The sequence below is a fragment of the Spirochaetota bacterium genome (genome assembly GCA_040756435.1).
Taxonomy (GTDB): domain Bacteria; phylum Spirochaetota; class UBA4802; order UBA4802; family UB4802; genus UBA4802.
In genome coordinates, this window is sequence record JBFLZD010000002.1 from 78,491 (window position 1) to 96,513 (window position 18,023).

General features: G+C 36.1%; 15 protein-coding genes. 3 read left to right on the forward strand and 12 right to left on the reverse strand.

The features are described from left to right. Positions 1–2: 2 nt before the first annotated feature. The 4 genes from rbfA to AB1444_01230 all read right to left on the reverse strand — a co-directional run bounded on the left by rbfA (position 3) and on the right by AB1444_01230 (position 4,773). Entirely contained in the window at positions 3–377 is a 375-nt protein-coding gene (gene rbfA, locus AB1444_01215; protein MEW6525268.1) for a 30S ribosome-binding factor RbfA, read from the reverse strand. A 9-nt stretch (positions 378–386) separates the two neighbouring features. Then, positions 387–2,870, reverse strand: coding sequence for a translation initiation factor IF-2 (gene infB, locus AB1444_01220; GenBank protein ID MEW6525269.1), 2,484 nt, complete (start codon positions 2,868–2,870; stop codon positions 387–389). Positions 2,871–2,994: 124 nt separating this feature from the next. Further along, complete coding sequence (gene nusA, locus AB1444_01225) at positions 2,995–4,320, reverse strand: transcription termination factor NusA (protein ID MEW6525270.1); 1,326 nt, start codon at positions 4,318–4,320, stop codon at positions 2,995–2,997. 12 nt (positions 4,321–4,332) lie between these two features. Beyond that, complete coding sequence (locus AB1444_01230; GenBank protein ID MEW6525271.1) at positions 4,333–4,773, reverse strand: hypothetical protein; 441 nt, start codon at positions 4,771–4,773, stop codon at positions 4,333–4,335. A gap of 381 nt (positions 4,774–5,154) precedes the next feature. Between AB1444_01230 and AB1444_01235 the strand changes: the two genes are divergently transcribed. Next, complete coding sequence (locus tag AB1444_01235) at positions 5,155–8,238, forward strand: hypothetical protein (GenBank protein ID MEW6525272.1); 3,084 nt, start codon at positions 5,155–5,157, stop codon at positions 8,236–8,238. A gap of 127 nt (positions 8,239–8,365) precedes the next feature. Here AB1444_01235 and AB1444_01240 read toward each other — a convergent pair whose 3' ends face one another. Both AB1444_01240 and AB1444_01245 read right to left on the reverse strand, forming a co-directional pair. Then, positions 8,366–9,217 carry a tetratricopeptide repeat protein gene (locus AB1444_01240; protein ID MEW6525273.1) on the reverse strand — a complete coding sequence of 284 codons (852 nt, stop codon included), beginning with the start codon at positions 9,215–9,217 and terminating at the stop codon, positions 8,366–8,368. Further along, complete coding sequence (locus AB1444_01245) at positions 9,199–10,164, reverse strand: oligopeptide/dipeptide ABC transporter ATP-binding protein (GenBank protein ID MEW6525274.1); 966 nt, start codon at positions 10,162–10,164, stop codon at positions 9,199–9,201. The genes AB1444_01240 and AB1444_01245 overlap by 19 nt, the downstream gene beginning before the upstream one ends. Before the next feature lie 328 nt (positions 10,165–10,492). On the opposite strand from AB1444_01245, the gene AB1444_01250 reads away from it, so the two are divergent. Next, positions 10,493–11,425 (forward strand): tetratricopeptide repeat protein, encoded by a 933-nt coding sequence (locus tag AB1444_01250; GenBank protein ID MEW6525275.1) that lies wholly within the window; start codon positions 10,493–10,495, stop codon positions 11,423–11,425. A gap of 56 nt (positions 11,426–11,481) precedes the next feature. On the opposite strand, the gene AB1444_01255 is transcribed toward AB1444_01250, so the two are convergent. From AB1444_01255 to AB1444_01265, 3 genes are all read right to left on the reverse strand, one after another. Continuing rightward, positions 11,482–12,672 (reverse strand): VWA domain-containing protein, encoded by a 1,191-nt coding sequence (locus AB1444_01255; GenBank protein MEW6525276.1) that lies wholly within the window; start codon positions 12,670–12,672, stop codon positions 11,482–11,484. Continuing rightward, positions 12,662–13,519, reverse strand: coding sequence for a MoxR family ATPase (locus AB1444_01260; GenBank protein MEW6525277.1), 858 nt, complete (start codon positions 13,517–13,519; stop codon positions 12,662–12,664). The genes AB1444_01255 and AB1444_01260 overlap by 11 nt, the downstream gene beginning before the upstream one ends. A 142-nt stretch (positions 13,520–13,661) precedes the next feature. Beyond that, positions 13,662–14,057 carry a secondary thiamine-phosphate synthase enzyme YjbQ gene (locus AB1444_01265; GenBank protein MEW6525278.1) on the reverse strand — a complete coding sequence of 132 codons (396 nt, stop codon included), beginning with the start codon at positions 14,055–14,057 and terminating at the stop codon, positions 13,662–13,664. 123 nt (positions 14,058–14,180) lie between these two features. On the opposite strand from AB1444_01265, the gene AB1444_01270 reads away from it, so the two are divergent. Beyond that, positions 14,181–15,890, forward strand: a complete 1,710-nt coding sequence (locus AB1444_01270) for a hypothetical protein (protein ID MEW6525279.1) — start codon at positions 14,181–14,183, stop codon at positions 15,888–15,890. Here the strand turns inward: AB1444_01270 and AB1444_01275 are convergent. Genes AB1444_01275 through AB1444_01285 form a run of 3 tightly spaced genes read right to left on the reverse strand, consistent with a single transcriptional unit; the run spans position 15,862 to position 17,378 of the window. Then, positions 15,862–16,686: an MnmC family methyltransferase gene (locus AB1444_01275; protein ID MEW6525280.1), complete on the reverse strand. Its 825-nt coding sequence runs from the start codon at positions 16,684–16,686 to the stop codon at positions 15,862–15,864. The two genes, AB1444_01270 and AB1444_01275, sit on opposite strands and share 29 nt — an antisense overlap. Before the next feature lie 9 nt (positions 16,687–16,695). Next, positions 16,696–17,079: a hypothetical protein gene (locus AB1444_01280; protein MEW6525281.1), complete on the reverse strand. Its 384-nt coding sequence runs from the start codon at positions 17,077–17,079 to the stop codon at positions 16,696–16,698. Between the two features lie 17 nt (positions 17,080–17,096). Beyond that, complete coding sequence (locus AB1444_01285; protein ID MEW6525282.1) at positions 17,097–17,378, reverse strand: DUF167 domain-containing protein; 282 nt, start codon at positions 17,376–17,378, stop codon at positions 17,097–17,099. Between the last annotated feature and the right edge of the window lie 645 nt (positions 17,379–18,023).

Consider the following 18,023-nt stretch of genomic DNA (forward strand, 5'->3'; position numbering starts at 1 on the left):
TTTTACGTATCACTGCTTCCGCTATTATTCTTTGAAGATTCTTTTTCTAATTTTTCCAAGAGATTAACCATATCCACGCCTTCTTCAATAGATGTGTCTAAATGAAAGCGAATTTCAGGAATAGTGCGAATACTCAGGGCTTTCCCAACTCTAAACTGGATAAACCCTCGTGCAGATTGCAGGCCAGCCAGTGACTTCTTTTTGGTGTTTTCATCACCCAGCACTGAAACATACACATCTGCATATGCATAATCTTTACTCAATTCAACATTTGTTACCGTTACAAACCCAATACGGGGATCTTTAATCTCCGTTACTATTAACGTGCCAACAAGTTTTTTAATCTGTGTCTCTAATTTCTGTTTTCTGAATCCCATGTTACTGGTTTATCCCCGTGAGGAATCCTCTAATTTCTTTTTTATTTCTATTATCTGATATGATTCAAAATTGTCGCCTTCTTTGATATCATTGAAATTCTCTAACGTAAAACCACATTCCTGACCTGCTTCAACCTCACCTGCATCGTTTTTAAAACGTTTCAATGAATTAAGCTTGCCATCATAAACCACAACACCATCACGAATTAGCCTGATGTTATCGCTTCGCTTCAATCGTCCTGTTAACACAATAGCTCCTGCCACAGTTCCAACCTTGCTGATTTTGAAAACCTGTTTAACTTCACCTGTTGATGTAATCTCCTCCTTCATTTCAGGAGATAGCATCCCTTCCATGGCTGCCCTGACGTCATTAATGGCATCATAGATGATATTATAATACTTAATTGACACACTTTCTTTTTCGGCAATCTCGGCAACCTTTGCCGATGGCCTTACCTGATATCCTATAATGATAGCATTGGAAGCCGAAGCCAGCATAACGTCCGATTCATTAATCCCACCTGTTGCAGCATGAATTACTTTAACACGAATATCGTTTGTAGAAAGCTTCTGCAACGAATCGCGTAATGCTTGAACCGAACCATCAACATCTGCTTTAATTACAATCTTAAGTTCTTTGATTTCGCCTTCCTTAATCATGGTATTCAGGTCTTCCAGCGTTACCTTCTTTATCTTCTGTGCACTTTCAAGCCGCACCAGTTCCTGGCGCTTCTGGGCAATTTGGCGTGCATATTTTTCTGATTCAACTACCTGGAACGGATCACCTGCTGACGGCACTCCACTTATACCAAGAACTTCAACCGGCATTGAAGGAGTGGCTTCCTGTACCTGTTCACCGGTATCAGTAAACATTGCACGTACCCTACCTGAATATAAGCCCACCACAAACGGATCACCAACATGCAATGTGCCATTCTGAATCAGCACTGTTGCAATGGGCCCCCGGCCAGGGTCCAATTTTGATTCAATAACAACACCCTTTGCACGCAGCTTAGGATTGGCTTTAAGCTCAAGCATTTCTGCCTGAATTAATATTAATTCCAAAAGTTCGCGAATGTTTATTTTTTGTTTTGCACTTATTTCAGCAAAAAGTGTTGTCCCTCCCCACTCTTCTGGTATAAGTTCATATGCGGTTAACTCCTGTTTTACCCTGTTTGGGTTAGCTTCAGGAAGGTCTATTTTATTTATTGCTACAATAATAGGAACATTTGCAGCTTTAGCATGATTTATTGCTTCTATGGTCTGCGGCATAACACCATCATCTGCTGCTACCACCAGCACAACAATGTCGGTTACACTTGCGCCACGTGCACGCATTGTGGTAAATGCTTCATGACCAGGAGTATCAAGAAATGTTACATATTTATCTTCAACCTTTACCCTATATGCACCAATATGCTGTGTAATACCTCCATGTTCCGTTGCTACAACATTGGTTTCACGTATTGCATCAAGCAATTTTGTTTTACCATGATCTACATGTCCCATAACAGTTACTATTGGTGGTCGTGGCACATAATCCTGTGGCCTGTCCTCTTCATCAACTTTGATAACTGTTTCTTCATATAATGAGACCACTTTTACTTCAGTACCATATTCACTTGCCAGTATTGAAGCAGTATCAGCATCAATGACCTGATTGATTGTGGCCATAACACCCATTGACATAAGCTTGGCAATTACTTCACTGGCTTTTATATTCATCTTTTTGGCAAGATCTCCAACGGTAATTGTCTCGGTAATCTCTATTTCTTTTGGAGCAACAGCTTCCCGGGGCTGTGATTCCTTTTTTCGCTTCAAGAGTAATAATTTTTCTTCCAGTTCTTCCTTTTCTTTTTTTAAGAAGCGTTTATCTTTTTCCTTATCTTTTTCCTTGGCTTTTCCCTTGTCTTTCTGCCGTTTCTGCAAATCCACAACTTCTTTATCAATAACCGGAACATCTCTTTTTTCAACTACTGTTGGAGCATGCTGCCTTTCAGATCTCTGTTCCTTTTCTTCAGTCTTTGGCCTTTGCCTTTCATCTTTCCTGAAATCCTTTCTGGGGAACCTGTCCTTAGGCTTCCCATGTCTTTCTTTTTTATCAAATCGTTCTTTTTTTTCCTGCTTTTCTTTTTCCCCTGCTCCCGTTTCTGCGCGCTGTTTTGGAGCAGTCTCTTTTAAATCCTCTTTATGTTCAACAACTTCTTCAATTGCTTCGTCTTCTTTTGCTTCAGCTTCTTTTTTTAACTCTTTAGCTACGTGAACTTTTCTTTTCAGTTTTATTTTCTTCTTTAATTCTGCCTGCTGAATAAGTTTCTTTGCTTCCTGGGCTCTCTGTTCTTTTATTATCTGAATCTTCTTTTCTATAAGAAACACATCGTCATTTGCCAGTTCAGATTGTTCATCTGTACAGGGGATGCCAAGATCCTTACAGATTTTTATAACATCATCTGTTGAAACATGATTTTTTGTTGCTACATCGATAGCTTTCATTAACAAATCCCTATTTGATTAAATTATTAGCCTGTACGTATGCCATAAACAGAACAGAGCTACCCACAAACCCTGCCCATATGAATAATAGACTGTCCCTCCCGTTTAAATGACACCATGTATACTATTCTTGCTTATCTTCCTGTTCATCTTCGTAATCTTCTTCTTCAAAGTCAACATATTCTTGTATTATATTTATTATCTTTTGAGCTGTCTTTTCACCAATGCCATCAATGTTCATCAGATCTTCTACAGATTTTTCAACCAGATCCTCAACAGAGAAAATTCCACCTGCCTCAAGCAAAGCAATGGTTCGGGCATCAAGACCTGGCAATTCTTCCAGCGGTGTTTCACCTTCTGATGTTGTTGCAAATAGCTGCTCAACCAATGCACGTGATTCACTAGAACTTAAGAATTCACGATACTGATCCTCGGTTTTAATATCAATATTGAACCCACATAATTTGGCTGCCAGCCGTGCATTATGACCGTTTTTACCAATAGCAAGCCTGTACTGATCATTGTCCACAACAGCTATCACCCCGCCATCCCTGGTTTCAATAATTTCTTTAACTTTTGCGGGAGTCAATGCATTTGAAGCCATTACCTTTTTATTTGGTGAATATTCTATAACATCGATCTTTTCCCCTTCAAGCTCACGGACGATTGATTGAATCCGCACACCTTTCATTCCAACACATGCACCCACGCTATCAATGTCATCCCTGTCACTGGTTACAGCAACCTTGGTACGCATTCCCGGCTCCCGTACAATATTTACAATTTTTACTATTCCATCATATATTTCGGGGATTTCCATTTCAAAAAGTTTTTCAACAAATTTTGGGTGTGCACGCGATAGTACCACACTGGGACCCTTGCTATTTTTTTGTACACTCAGTACTATGGCTTTAACTCTATCGCCAATTTTATAATGTTCAAGCGGCGACTGCTCACGTGCAGGTATGATACCTTCAGTTTTTCCAAGATCAATATACAGTGCTTCTTTTGTTTTACGCTGGACATAACCATTTATTAATTCATTTACTTTATCTTTATACTCATCATAAACAATGTTTTTCTCTGCCTCTTTAATCTTTTGCAAAATAACCTGTTTTGCTGTTTGTGCAGCTATGCGTCCAAATGTTTCAAGCGGATTTTCTTCTACTATGACCTCATCGCCAAACTTTACATCTGGTTTAATCTTTTGGGCTTCTTCCAGCGATATTTCTTCAGCATGATTTTTAGGCACCCGTACCACCATTTTTCGTGAAATAATCTTTACGGTATTTTTTTCCCTGTCAAAGGTAATATCTACAGGTTTGGTGATGCCATATTGTTTTTTATATGCAGACAGCATCGCTGACTGAACTATCTCCTCAATCATTTCACGGGTTATTCCTTTTTCAGTAGCAATCTGATGCAGTGCTTCAAAAAAGTTTCCACTCATACTGTTCACCTTTTAATAATCTAAATTTGCTTTTATAATTTGGGCATAAGAAAAGGTCAATACCTTATTGGTTTCACCAATAGTTACTATCTCCCCATCTATCCTTGTGAGCGTGCCTTTGAATGTTTTCCTGGTATCCCCCTCCTGGTAAATACCCTTAACAGGTGCTCCTGTAAATCGTTGAAAATCTTCAATAGTTCTGAGTTCTCGCTTTATTCCCGGTGAAGATATTTCAATAATATAGTCATCAAGCACCTGCCTTTCATCTATACGATGGGATAACTCCTTGCTAAATTTTTCACAATCAAGATGCGATATGCCATTAATGTGGTCAATCTTAACAGTAATGCGCGGTGTTTTCCCGTGCAAAACAAGAACACTGTCATATATAGTGTAGCCAAGGTCGTGAGCCACACTGTTAATTATTAATTCAAGGTTTTCATTGAGTTTCATTATACTGCTCATGTTTATAGATATATAAGGGAACTTCTAAAAACAGTTTTTTGGGATGTTCCCTTGAGGGCACAATATAAAACAATATAAATAGGATAAAACCGCTTTCTTTTTATTACATCTGTAATGATGAAAGCAGTTTTTAGATGTGCCCATAAAATTGACTAAAAAAAAGAGTGGCTTTTGCCACCCGCTTTACACACAATCTTTAACAATAAAGCAGAAAACCAACTACCTCAATTAATCAATATAGTATCATGTGCTTACAATTTCAAGCTTTTTTTTAACTTTACATTCTCTGCAGGAAAAATTCTGATTTACATACTACGCCATACTTGTATATATTTTACCTACAATAAATCACTGTATATAAGGTACTTTATGGAACGTGATATTTTGCAATCAATTAAACTGGAAATTACTAAAAATCTTAAATTTACACCGTACCTACGTATATGCCTTCACCCATTTATTGCACAATCAAAAAGTGATATTGCACATACTATACTTTGCGCAGAATTATCTGCAGAGCCAGCGATTCGCTTCAGTGCAATACGTACAATAACAAGCTATCTACTGCCAGGATTCACTGACCTTTTCCATGCTTTATTCCAGCACTCAATAACCGATGATGAAAAGATCCAGATTTGCATTTATCTGGCAACATATGGAAATAGCCAGACGGTAGAGCTTTTTAATAATTATATTTTGGATAATTTCAATAAAGAATCAAACTATACCATAGTAATTCAGTGCCTGGAAACATTAAGAATATTACGGCATCCTGACAACTCTCTCCTTACCACATTAAAAAGCATTATTAATGATACTGGAACCCATGAGGTGATCCGGTATTATGCAATACGAACATTATCAATTTTCAATGATATTCATGTTCTGAGTTCATTGATCAATCAGAATGAATATACACTTTTAGGAATTTTTGATGCAATTGCATTTATGAGTGACTATTGTATTACCCAAAAAAAAGAAGCACCAGATTCATCAAATGAAGAAAATCTTATTATTGAACTCAGGGTCTTTTTATCCAAGATGCTGCCACAATTTGATGAATTTTCAACAAAGGTAAAGATTTCATGTTTGAACGCTCTTATTACATCTAAACATAGAGAAACCAATGATTATGTTCTAAAAATACTGAGTGGCCAAAATGAAAATGAAAAAGAAGAACTCCTTCTTTTACTCCAGCATAATATCATGTTCTTACGGGATCCTGAACCGTTAATCAGGGCACTTATTTCATATGGCACTGTATCGTCTCATCATAATACAATAATTGTTGATACCATAATAAACTATTTTGAATCATTTCAAAACGACAGAAGCAGTACTTTATTAAAAGATAAACTTTTCAATTATTTTACTGTCACCCTGGATTCTTTCTTTGAACTTTATAGGAAAAATTACATGATATCAGATGTAGAAGAAAAAAACTACCCCGAAATCTTCAGGGAGGTAAGGAATTTTATACTATTAAAATTTTCTCCACAAATTTTAAACAGAATTATTCATTATCTCAGACATGAAAAAAATGATGATATACAAAAAATCATCACTCTTTTAAGCACGTATCTTCCTTTCATCGACAGCTCTATCCGTAATCCATTTACATCATTAGTTGAAATGCTCTATGATAGAGATCCCAAAAGCAGAGAAATTACTGCCTCGCGATTAGAAACGATTGACTTTGAAAAACGATTTTTACAGGAGCGAATTGTTAGATTATGTACTATAATAGCCAGATTAAATATTCAATCGGCTGCAACCCTCCTTGTAAAAATCTACAATTATCTAAAAAAGTATCGTGATGAAAAACTATTTGATGCATGCATACAAACATTATCCACCATGAAGTACCCCTATATGCTTGGGGAATTGGAATTAATGTTATTATCAGGCGACCGTAATGACCAGCTTTTTTCACTCAAATACCTTGGACGCTATACAGACCAGCAGGCAGCTTCTATTCTTTTTGAACTTTTGAAGAATACAACAAATCTAGACCCTGAAGTAATGGTTACAGCCTTACATCTCCTGTTACAGGATGAAACTACACAATACAAAAATTCATCTGAAATCCTTAAAAATATTGTACTGACATACAATGATATAGCCATTAAGCAATCCGCAATACTTACTATTGGTCACTGCGGCGATGAAAAAGAGATGGAATGGCTTATAACACTTTTTAGTGAAACAAATGAAATTTCTTTAAAGGAAACAATACTACAATCAATTAGCAGCATAATACCCCGCTTAAGGGATTTCAATAAAAGGGCATTGTCACAGTTTCTCCTGGATTGTTTGAAAGAATCAGGGATTCGCATTCGCATATATGCAATCGCAATATTATTACAACTCAACAATAAGGATGTTGCAAAATATATTAAAGAAATGCTCATTATAAAAAACAGGGACATCCAGACAGAAATGCTGTATATATTTCATAATTACAATACACCTGAATTTTCATATTTTCTACTATCATTATTAAAAGAAGAATATGCAATTGCTCATGAAACAATATCAATATTACAGAATCTACCCGCTGAAATTTCTGAAGACATCGTCAATTTTATTGGTAATATGTACAGAAAGAATGGGATTGATATTTCTCAGGCACAAACTTCATTAACAATCAAACCAGGCAAAATTGATACTTTAAGTGATTTCTTTATTATTACAATAAAAACATATGAAGATACAAATCAAGTTTTGCTTGAAAAGCTTGTGACCAAACTCAATACTATACAATCCCTTATCCTGGATCACTGCAAAAGAAACAACCTTACTATCCATGCACTATTACCGGGATTAATTACAGTATATTCTAATAATCCTTTGAATGTTGCTGATGCTCTTATAGCCATTGTACAAAGTATACAGAAGTATAATGACACTTCAAACACACCATTTAAAGCAATTATTCAATCCTACAATGCCAGGGTAATGCAATCAGGGCAGGATATTATTATAGTATCTGATGCACGATACACCCATGACATTCTGTATAACTACGCCATCATAGATGAAAATCTTTATTCTGCAATACGTGAAGAATTTACCTGTAATCCCCTGCCGCATATATTTGCCACTCATTCACATATTCCACTGTTTTATTTATCCAATAAAAAGAATTCGCTTGTTGAAGCCCATAAGGCTCTTGACCAGATTATCCTGAACGAAAAGACAAAAAAAGAAAAGGAACATGAGTTGCTTGAAGAAATAAAAAAAAGAAAACTTCACATACAATCTCAGGGCTCTGCAGATTATCTTGCTACCCTTGAAAGAGTAAACGGCATTTTGCGGAGCGAAATCAATGAAATTAATAAATATATACAAAAAAGAAGCACTGATAGAGAGCTCAACACACAGGTTTCCAAAATGCTTGAAAATTTACAAAGAAAAATATTTCTGGAAATATCTAATTTCACTATGAAGTAATATCAATCCAAACCCTTTAAGTCATTGCAAGCAAAGCTACGCAATCCCAATCCAATTTTACTATGAATAAAATCAATCCCAACAGTATAATAATAACTACAAGCTAAAAATAGCAACAGATACTATACTATTCTACATGTTCCAATTCGGCAAACTGACGCGAAAGATTCATTTTATGTTCTATCAGCGTATATGAATGGGTAAGAAAAAAAACATCATTTTTAAACTTCAATAATTTTTCATACTGCTCATATGCAGTTTTATAATCTTTCAATTTAAAGGAGCTTTCGGCAAAATAGTAATGATACGCCTTGTCATAATCCGCTTTTGTCACATCTATTGATTTTAGCCATATAAGTGCTTTATAATATTCACCTTTTTTAAAATGAATCTTTGCATACCCTATTACTGCATCAGGATACTGTGGATTAATTTTTAAAGCGGCATCAAAAAATGTTACAGCCAATTCTAACTGATTTCGTTCAACATAAATATTCCCTATTTTAATTATTGCTTGAAGCTCTTTGCGGTTAATCTGCAGAGCTTTTCTGAACAAGATAAGCGCATCACCTTCTCTACCAGTTAATGCATACAGCTCACCCATTACAATATATATCTTTGGATTTTCAGGCACAATATGCATTGCCTTTTCCAGGTATATACGGGCAGCATCATATTCTCTTTTCCGCATACACGCAACACCACAATTATATAAAAAAGGATAAAAAAGGGGAGCATGTTTCAAACCCTCCTTAAATATATCTATGGCCCCTTCCAGATCATTTGCTACAAGCTTATCAGCACCTTTATTATTATGCAGGGCTGCTTCAGTATTGCCTGTGCAAAAAAGTACTCCATCCTTTTCATAAATAGTATATATTGGATTTTGTGCGATAGTTCCCGTCAATTCATCTGAAGCAAAACAAAAGCTACAGGATAGTAATACCAACATTGCAGTCTTCAATGGTAAAGAAAACATGCTACCTTTGCTCCATTCACAGTCACTGTTGCAGGATATGCTTCCCTGCATACAGGCATTGCGTATTGGCACCGAGGATGGAAATGGCACCCTTTTGGGGGATTTTCAGGTGAAGGGATCTCTCCCTTAACAACAGAAAATGAATGTTTAGAAGGTTGTATATCGGGGATTGAAGCAATTAAACTACGGGTATATGGATGCATTGGTTTTTTATACAGGTTGTCTGAAATATTTTCTTCAACAATTTTACCTAAATACATAACCCCAACCCTGGTACTTATATGTTTTACCACTGCTAAATTATGAGCAACAAAGAGATATGCCACTCCTAATGTTTGCTGCAAATCATTAAGCAAATTTAATATCTGCCCCTGTATTGATACATCAAGAGCTGATATAGGTTCATCTAGAACCACAAATGAAGGACTCAATGCCAGAGCCCGAGCAATACAAATACGCTGTCGTTGTCCTCCACTGAATTCATGAGGGTAGCGTGAAGCATGCCCTGCATCAAGGCCAACCATTTGCAAAAGATTATACGTTTTTTCTTTTACTTCCTCTTTTGATAAGTTTTCATGAATGCGCAGAGATTCAGATACAATCTTTTCTACAGTCATACGTGGATTAAGCGAACCATACGGATCCTGGAATACTATCTGCATATTTTTTCTAAATCTACGTAAATCATCTTTTGACAATGTATGCAATGGTGTATTTAAAATATCTATCTCCCCACTGTCAGGTTCAATGAGGCGAAGCAATGTACGTGCCAGCGTTGTTTTCCCACATCCACTTTCACCCACAAGCCCATAGGTGGTTCCCTCAATGATAGATAAACTAACTCTATCAACTGCTTTAACAATAGATTTCTTCCCAAAAGCACCTTTCTTCATGGTAAATGTCTTAACAATATCCCGTACCTGAACAACACAATTGCCGTTTTCCATTAGTAAATAATTATCTCCATCAAAAAATAAAAAATTCTGACCTTTCACCTAACTTCATGTGATTTGATAAAACATTCAAAACATTCATTGTCAATATAAAAATATTTGAATTATTATCTATTTTGATTAATATTTATAGAGTATACATCTCATGAATCAAACTTAATAAGCAGGTATACAATATATAATTTTTTTTCTTATACCATAACAAAGGAGCAATAATGATATGGGGAATTTAATAACAAAAAGAATTTTTTCACTTTTATTACTCGTTCTAGTACTCGCGAGTTCAGGATGTGCTACGATATATCAACAACAAAAGAAAAAGATGAATGAGAATTACTATGAAGGCATACAACTGTATAAAAAAGGGAATTATGCACAGGCTAAGGAACGTTTTGAAACAGTGCTTTCCATTGACCCCGAACATACAGGAGCACGCCAGTATTTAATTATTACCACAGAAGCCTTGCAGAAACGTGCCCAAAAATATTATGATGCTGGTATTAATTATAAGCGTAAAGGTGATCTGGAAAATGCACTGTTGCAGTTTCTTGAAGCCCAAAAACGAGACCCTGATTATAAAGATGTAAAAAACCAAATTGAAAGCATCCGCAGCTCTAAATTTGCTCAGAAAAAATATGACCAATATTATACTACTGCTAAAAAACAATTTGATAAAAAGCAATATATTGCAGCATACACCAGCGCCAGCAGAGCAGAATTGTACAATCCTGACAGCCTTGAGCTTGCAACGTTAAAAACACGAATTAAAAACCAGCTGGATAATGCTTCTTATCCATACACTTCAAAAGCTGAAGAGGCTCGTAAAAAGAATACGTTTGATACAGCAAAAACATATTGTAACAAGGCACTCAAACTAAATCCATGGGATGAAAAAGCAAGGAATATCCTTAAAGATATTAATAGAATGGAGAATCTCAATGAAATGTATGCCAATGGTGAAAAGGCATATCGTAAGGGTGATCTTATAACAGCCTATCGGTTATTTAAAAGGGTTGACAATGAAGAACCAGGTTATCGCAATACCACAAATTATCTATCAACCATCAAATCAAAACTGGAAGGTAATATTAACACCTACTATAATAATGGGGTAACATACTACGAACAGGATAATTTTGAAGCAGCAATTGCTGAATGGGATAAAGTGCTTTTAATTGACCCTGACCATCAGAAAGCCCGGGAATACCGTGAAAGAGCTGTAGCAAAATTAGAACTTCAGAAAACATTACGGTAATACCAGTACTTTATATACCCACTTTTAAAATTTGGGGGCATAGAGAGCACTATATCTCATACAACTTTTTGCAAAGCTTTTCCTGATACCAGTTGTTTGATTCCCTCATCAAGCCCTTCTAAGGTAAGCTCAAACATGGGGAATATATTCTTAATCATGCGGGTTGTCTGTATATAATCCCATGAGCGTTTAGGGATTGGATTAAGCCATATTGAATGCTTGAATGTTTCCCGCAATCGTTGCAGCCACACAATTCCTGGTATATCATTGTGATACCAATAATCAATAGCTCCGTTTACCCAGGTAAGCTCTGAAGGAGCCATTTCAGCATCACCAACAATGATGAGTTTATAATCCTTATCAGCATTCTTTAAAAAATCGGCTGTACTGATTGATTCGGAACGTTCAATATCTTTCCACAGGTCCTGATACACACAGTTATGGAAATAATAATATTTTAACTTGCTTATCTGTGATGATGCAGCGGAAAAAAGGCGCTCAACTAAACGCGCATACGGCGTCATTGAACCACCAACGTCCATGAGTAAAATAAGCTTTGAAGCTTTTTTTTCCTTTTTTTTCCAAACAAGCTCTAACTCGCCTGCATTGCGGCTGGTAGCATCAACGGTCTGTTCAACGTCCAACTTCTCTTCAGGGCCTATAGGCAGGAGCGAACGCAGATGTGATAATGCCACCCGCATCTGCCGTGTATCAAGAACCACCTGATTAGAGTAATTCTTAAACTCCCGCTTTTCAGCTATCTGCACTGCACTTTTGTTACGGGAAACTCCCTGCCCAATCCTGATGCCCGCAGGGTTATACCCCCAGGCACCTTGCGTGGAACGGCCACCGGTACCAATAGCTTTATTACCGCCAACATGATTTTTGTAATGCCCCTGGCGCAACTGCTCTTCAAAATTTCTCAGAATCTCATCTAAATTCAGCTTTTCAATCTGAAGCTTTTCCTCTTCAGTGAGGTGCAATTCCTTAACTTTTTTTAATCCTTCCAAAATCTTTTCTAGTAATTCATCAGTTGTTTCAACATCCTTGAATGTATCAAGGAATGCAATATCATATCTATCGTAAAACACTTCATTTTTTACAAGGATAGCCCGTGCCATATAATAGAATTTAGTTAAGCTTGTATCATTCAGATTTAAAGCCAGCGCTTCATGCAGTGCAATCCACTCATGAATTGATACGGGCACACCCTGTGCTTTTAGATTGAAGAAAAAATTAATAAACATCGCGTGTCCTTATACTGCTGTTATATGCATAGTGTGTTTTTCCTGAATTAACAACCACATCAATGTCTTCCTTCTTCTTCAAAAGAGTACCAATAAAGGGCAATTCATCTTCTATCTTTTTAATGGGCACGCCACCAACCATAAGCGCCTGAATCCAGTCAACAAGTTCGCTGGTAGATGGTTTTTTTCGCAACATATCAAACTGCCGTATCCAGTAAAATTTTTTTAAACATTCGCGCAAAAGCTTCTTTTCAATAGTGGGGAAATGCACCCTCACAATCTTTTCCATAAGCTCTTCATCAGGAAAAGCAATGTAATGGAATACACATCTTCGTAAAAATGGATCAGGCAACTCTTTTTCACTGTTAGATGTAATAATAACAATGGGGCGATGTTTTGCTGTTATTGTTTCCCCTGTTTCAGGTATGTAAAAATTCATAATGTCAAGCTCATGTAACAGGTCATTGGGAAATTCAATATCAGCTTTGTCAATTTCATCAATTAAAAGGACTACCTGGTCTTCTGATGCAAATGCTTCGCCTAACTTACCTAATTTAATATACTGCTTAATATTACTAACATCCTTATCACCAAATCGGGCATCATTCAAACGCTGCACCGTATCATAGACATAAAGTCCTTCCTGAGCTTTTGTTGTTGATTTAATATTCCATACCAAAAGCCTTTTACCCAGTCCTTTTGCAATAGAATGCGCCAGCAATGTTTTGCCTGTGCCCGGTTCACCTTTTACCAGCAACGGGCGTCCCAGAGCTATTGACACATTTACATTATCTTTGAGTTCCGGAGAAATAACATAATCTTCAGTTCCTGTAAAATAATTCATCATGCACCTCAACGTACTGTTTTTTTACGATAGTTCATGAGAAATCTGCAGCATGCATAGCATATAGCTACAAAAAGCAGAATGCCATTTACTATCCATAGATATAGTGTAGTGCAAAATTAGTTAAAAACAAAAAATTACACTGTTATGTTCCAACACACTGGACCATGACCTTTCGTGTACGGGGACCATCAAATTCGCAGAAAAATATTCCCTGCCAGGTACCCAGTTGTAAACGATTGTTTTCAATAAGTATAACGATGGAGCATCCTATAACAGATGACTTTATATGGGCTGGTGAATTGCCTTCTAAATGGGCAAAATGCAATGATTCAAATTTAAGGTGCGATAGTCCCATAAGAATGTCTTTCGGGACCGTAGGGTCTGCATTTTCATTTATGGTTACTGCTGCAGTGGTATGAGGAATATACACACAGCATAACCCGCTTTTTACATTCTCTTTTACTACCGCATCTGCTACCTTTGCAGTGATATCAATAAATTCTTCTTTCCGTGTTGTCTGTACCTGAAATGTAACCATAATCCTTCACCACCCTTGTTCACAATTGAAATATGTATACAAAATTTTTCAAGTTATTTTCACCATATAATATTGTTGACATACATCACATAGTATCCGTATATTTAATTTAAGAGTATTGCAATGAAAAAGATAGATAAAACAAAAGAAAACATCAAAGTTGATGAACTGGATGATAAAACCCGCAAGCAAATGTTTGAAAAATTTGTGCAGGCGGGAGGTAAGGTTATTCAGGAGCGTGAAAAGCCAACCACCAGGAGCAGTAAATCAATAAAACCTGCTTCCAGAATAGTACGGCAATCACAACCAAAAACACCACCCAAAGAATCAAAGCAGCAAAAAATTCAAACAGATGAAATTTTTGAAACCTGGCTGCAAAAAAAGCTTTCCAGGTTACTTATTCGCCTTCGCTTATTCTTTCTTGGAGTTACTTCACTTTCTGCTGAGTACTGTAAACCTCGTTTTATGGATAACCTTATCCATACATATAAAACAGCCCTTCTACAATTTCAGGTACAGTATTATCACATCTTCAATCCACAGTACAACAAGCAGGTTATAGCCAAATTAGATCAGATAAACCCCCTTTATTACGAACTTATTGTGATGATTTCAAATATTTTTGACAGAACACGATTTAATGAGATTGAAGCTCTGCAACAATCAAGTGATATGGTACAGGTGCAAAAATTAAAAAACTATCTCATGCCCATGTATAAAAGCCTCTACATCCTTTATCCGTACATCGAATTAATTGAATTAGCGTACCGCAATGCATTAGAAATACAGGCATCAGTAGAAAATCAAAAATCAGCATTGTATGAAAAGAGGAAATATATTCGCAATAGTCTGTATATTACATTTTACAAATTTTTACCACGGCTTCATATCCTCTTCTGCCATTACTATAATGTCTATATTGATATAACAAGCCCTTATATCCAAACTATCTTACAAATAAATGATAGCGATTTGCCTGGTAAACGTAAAGGAGTAAAGCCTGCTGAAAAAGAAGAAGAACAACAAACACAGGAAGAACAGCAAGAACGTTCAGAAATTCCCCAACACATTGCAAAAGGGCTTTCACTCATGAATATAAGTACCAGTGATATAGCAGCACTATTTTCTAAGGATTCGTATGTACAGGCAAATCCTGCCGACAAAGCTATTATTACCTATGCCCTTTTTAAAAAATTTGATGATGAATTTTCCATTATACTTACTACAAATAAAATAAAATATAATATACAGTTCACCGATGCAGGTAAAGTAGATTACAAAAACAGGTTAACCGATTGCTATAATGAACTGCGCAAGGTAACTGAAAGCTTTGAAGAATACAAGCATGTTCTTGAAACCTACGAGCGCATACGCGCCGAAAAGCCAATAAACAATGCACAGTATATTGAATATACAAAACGCTTAACACAGCTTGAAAAAAAGAAAAAAGTTGAATCAAGAAATATGCGCATGATAACAAAAGCCATCATGGACAAGATTGCTACCGAACTTGATGTTTTGATTCATGATATGGACGAAGATAATAAAATTATTGAAAATCCACAGGACTTTCTTGAGTTTGATGTCAATGTTGAAGCAGTTCAGCTGTTACAAAACAAAAAGGTGTATGAAGCAATACATTTAGCTTACTTTTATGCCTGTGCACTTTCATACCGGCTTTCTGAAGGGGATTTGGCAGGCGATATTGAATTTAAAGAGGGCGAGGCACCAATGGGTATTGGCCAACAAAAATATGATACTGGTACAGTATCACAGGAAGAAAAAAAACAAAATCAAACCTCAGTTATAAAGGAGCTTGAAGACCTTTTTTAAACGCAGCGATGTGAAGCTTTCGGCGCATTCGTATTTCTTCTGGTGTTTCGCATAACGTTGTATCGGTAAATGGTATGGCTTTAGGATTTGTTTCTAAATATACCCAGTAGGTGTCATCAAACGGCACAATGTGCGCATTTTTTTTAGTGGCGATAGTTCCTTCTTTTTTTCTGCCTACCTCCGGTCCTTTGCCTACAATAAAACCTGCTTTTTTCATTGCAGTTCGTATATGCACTGCAGCAGAATATGTTGTAACAATACATTCATCCCTGCAAAGGGGGAAAAGCTTCTGAAAAAAATCCACTGTCCACAACTCAGGATTCTTTGCTGGAGAAAATGGATCATGAAACACAGCGTCAAAGTAATTCACAGGCAAAATCCCCAGTAACTGTCGGGCATCCCCATACAGCACACTATGGCTGAAATAATCCGTGATTACTTTTTCACCCCGTGCTGACTTTTTCAATAGATCATAGATTGCATCTCTTTCATCATTAAAGCGAACAAATTCCATTGCAGACAGTATATCAGTATTTTTTTCAAGTGAAATGATGGTATAAAACACCGTATGGTTTTGTTTCAGTGCTTCAGCACAAAGAGCAAGCACATTATAGCCCAGACCAAATCCAATATCAAGTACATATATCTGCCCCTTTTTTGAAAGCACCCTTGAAGGAATAACATGCATATACAGCGCTTCATGATATGCACCGGAAAGTGAATGCATTGCTTCATTATAGGTTTCATCAACTATGGTTATGGTATTGTCTTGTGTGGTCAAAGTTTTAAACTGCATAAACCAACATTACCTGCATTGCAACAAAGATGCTACCTCATCATCCAGAGTATAATCCACTATAACCATATAGCCATCATTTCTTTTTTCAACAAGCACAAGCTTCCATGACACTACATGATTGTCAGATTGAACAAACTGCTTTTTATTAATGGCCACTGCATTGCTAATAATTGTTTTGCAACGTTCGTCTGCAACTTTCACTGCTTCTTTTGATATAGTATCATTATTCAATTTACCTGCAGGCAAGGAGTTTTTGGTTAATAACACCACAATACGCAAAGTATTTTTATTGATGCAACCTTCCTTTTTTATATTTTCACTATCAGATGAACATGCATGCAACAGGATTAAAGCAAGCATACAAAAAAAGTATACTATATTTTTTTTCATGATATTATCCTTCAAAATCATTTGTCATTTTTAGTATATTCTTCAAGTCGTTTTTTAAAAATACTTTCATTTAAACCTTTAATTTTTATCTGCTTATTACGTCCTTTTTCACCGCGGACAATTTCAATAGATGATTTGGGTACATGTACCATTTCCGCTAATAGTTCAACCAATGCTTTATTGGCTTTGCCATCCACTGGTGGAGCATTCAGGTGTACGCGTAAAACACCGTTTTCAAGCTGTACACTGTTCTTAGATGATTTAGGTATGACTTTTACTGTAACAATACATTCTTCCATAAAATTATACAGTCTTTTTATAGTTTATGGGCATCTCTAAAAACTCTTTTCTTCCGGAATTATTCAAATAATAGAAAGCAGTTTTAATCTATTATATTGTGCCCACAAGGGAACATCTAAAAAAACAGATTTCATAAATTCTCCTATGTACAAAAAAGAAAGAGGATGAAATTTCGGGAATTTCACCCTCTTTCTTTTCTGGATAAACATTACCCTTTTTTGTGGTACATCTTGTACCAAACTGACTTTCCGCAAGATTACTTGCGGCTAGAACAGTAAGAATTTAGAGTTGTAAATAACCTAAAACTTACTCTTCACTATATAATGAAATATTCTTTAAATAAAAAGTCAAGCATTAAGAAAAATTTTTTATTAGTGACATAAAAATTTTTATCATTTTTAAACCTGGTGATATCAACACAACTGGATTTATACTATGCAGAATTCACTATACAACTAAATTATAGTTTGTGTACTGTACTTTATCTATCACAAAAATGTATAAGGTATAGTACATCATACAAAATGAAAATTTTCGGCAACCAAAATAAAGAGTTCTTTTTCTTAATCTTAACCTTTTTCTTTAAAATCCCGTACAGTGAACCCCATATCCCTTTGCTCCGGCATTGTTTTACTACTCAATCC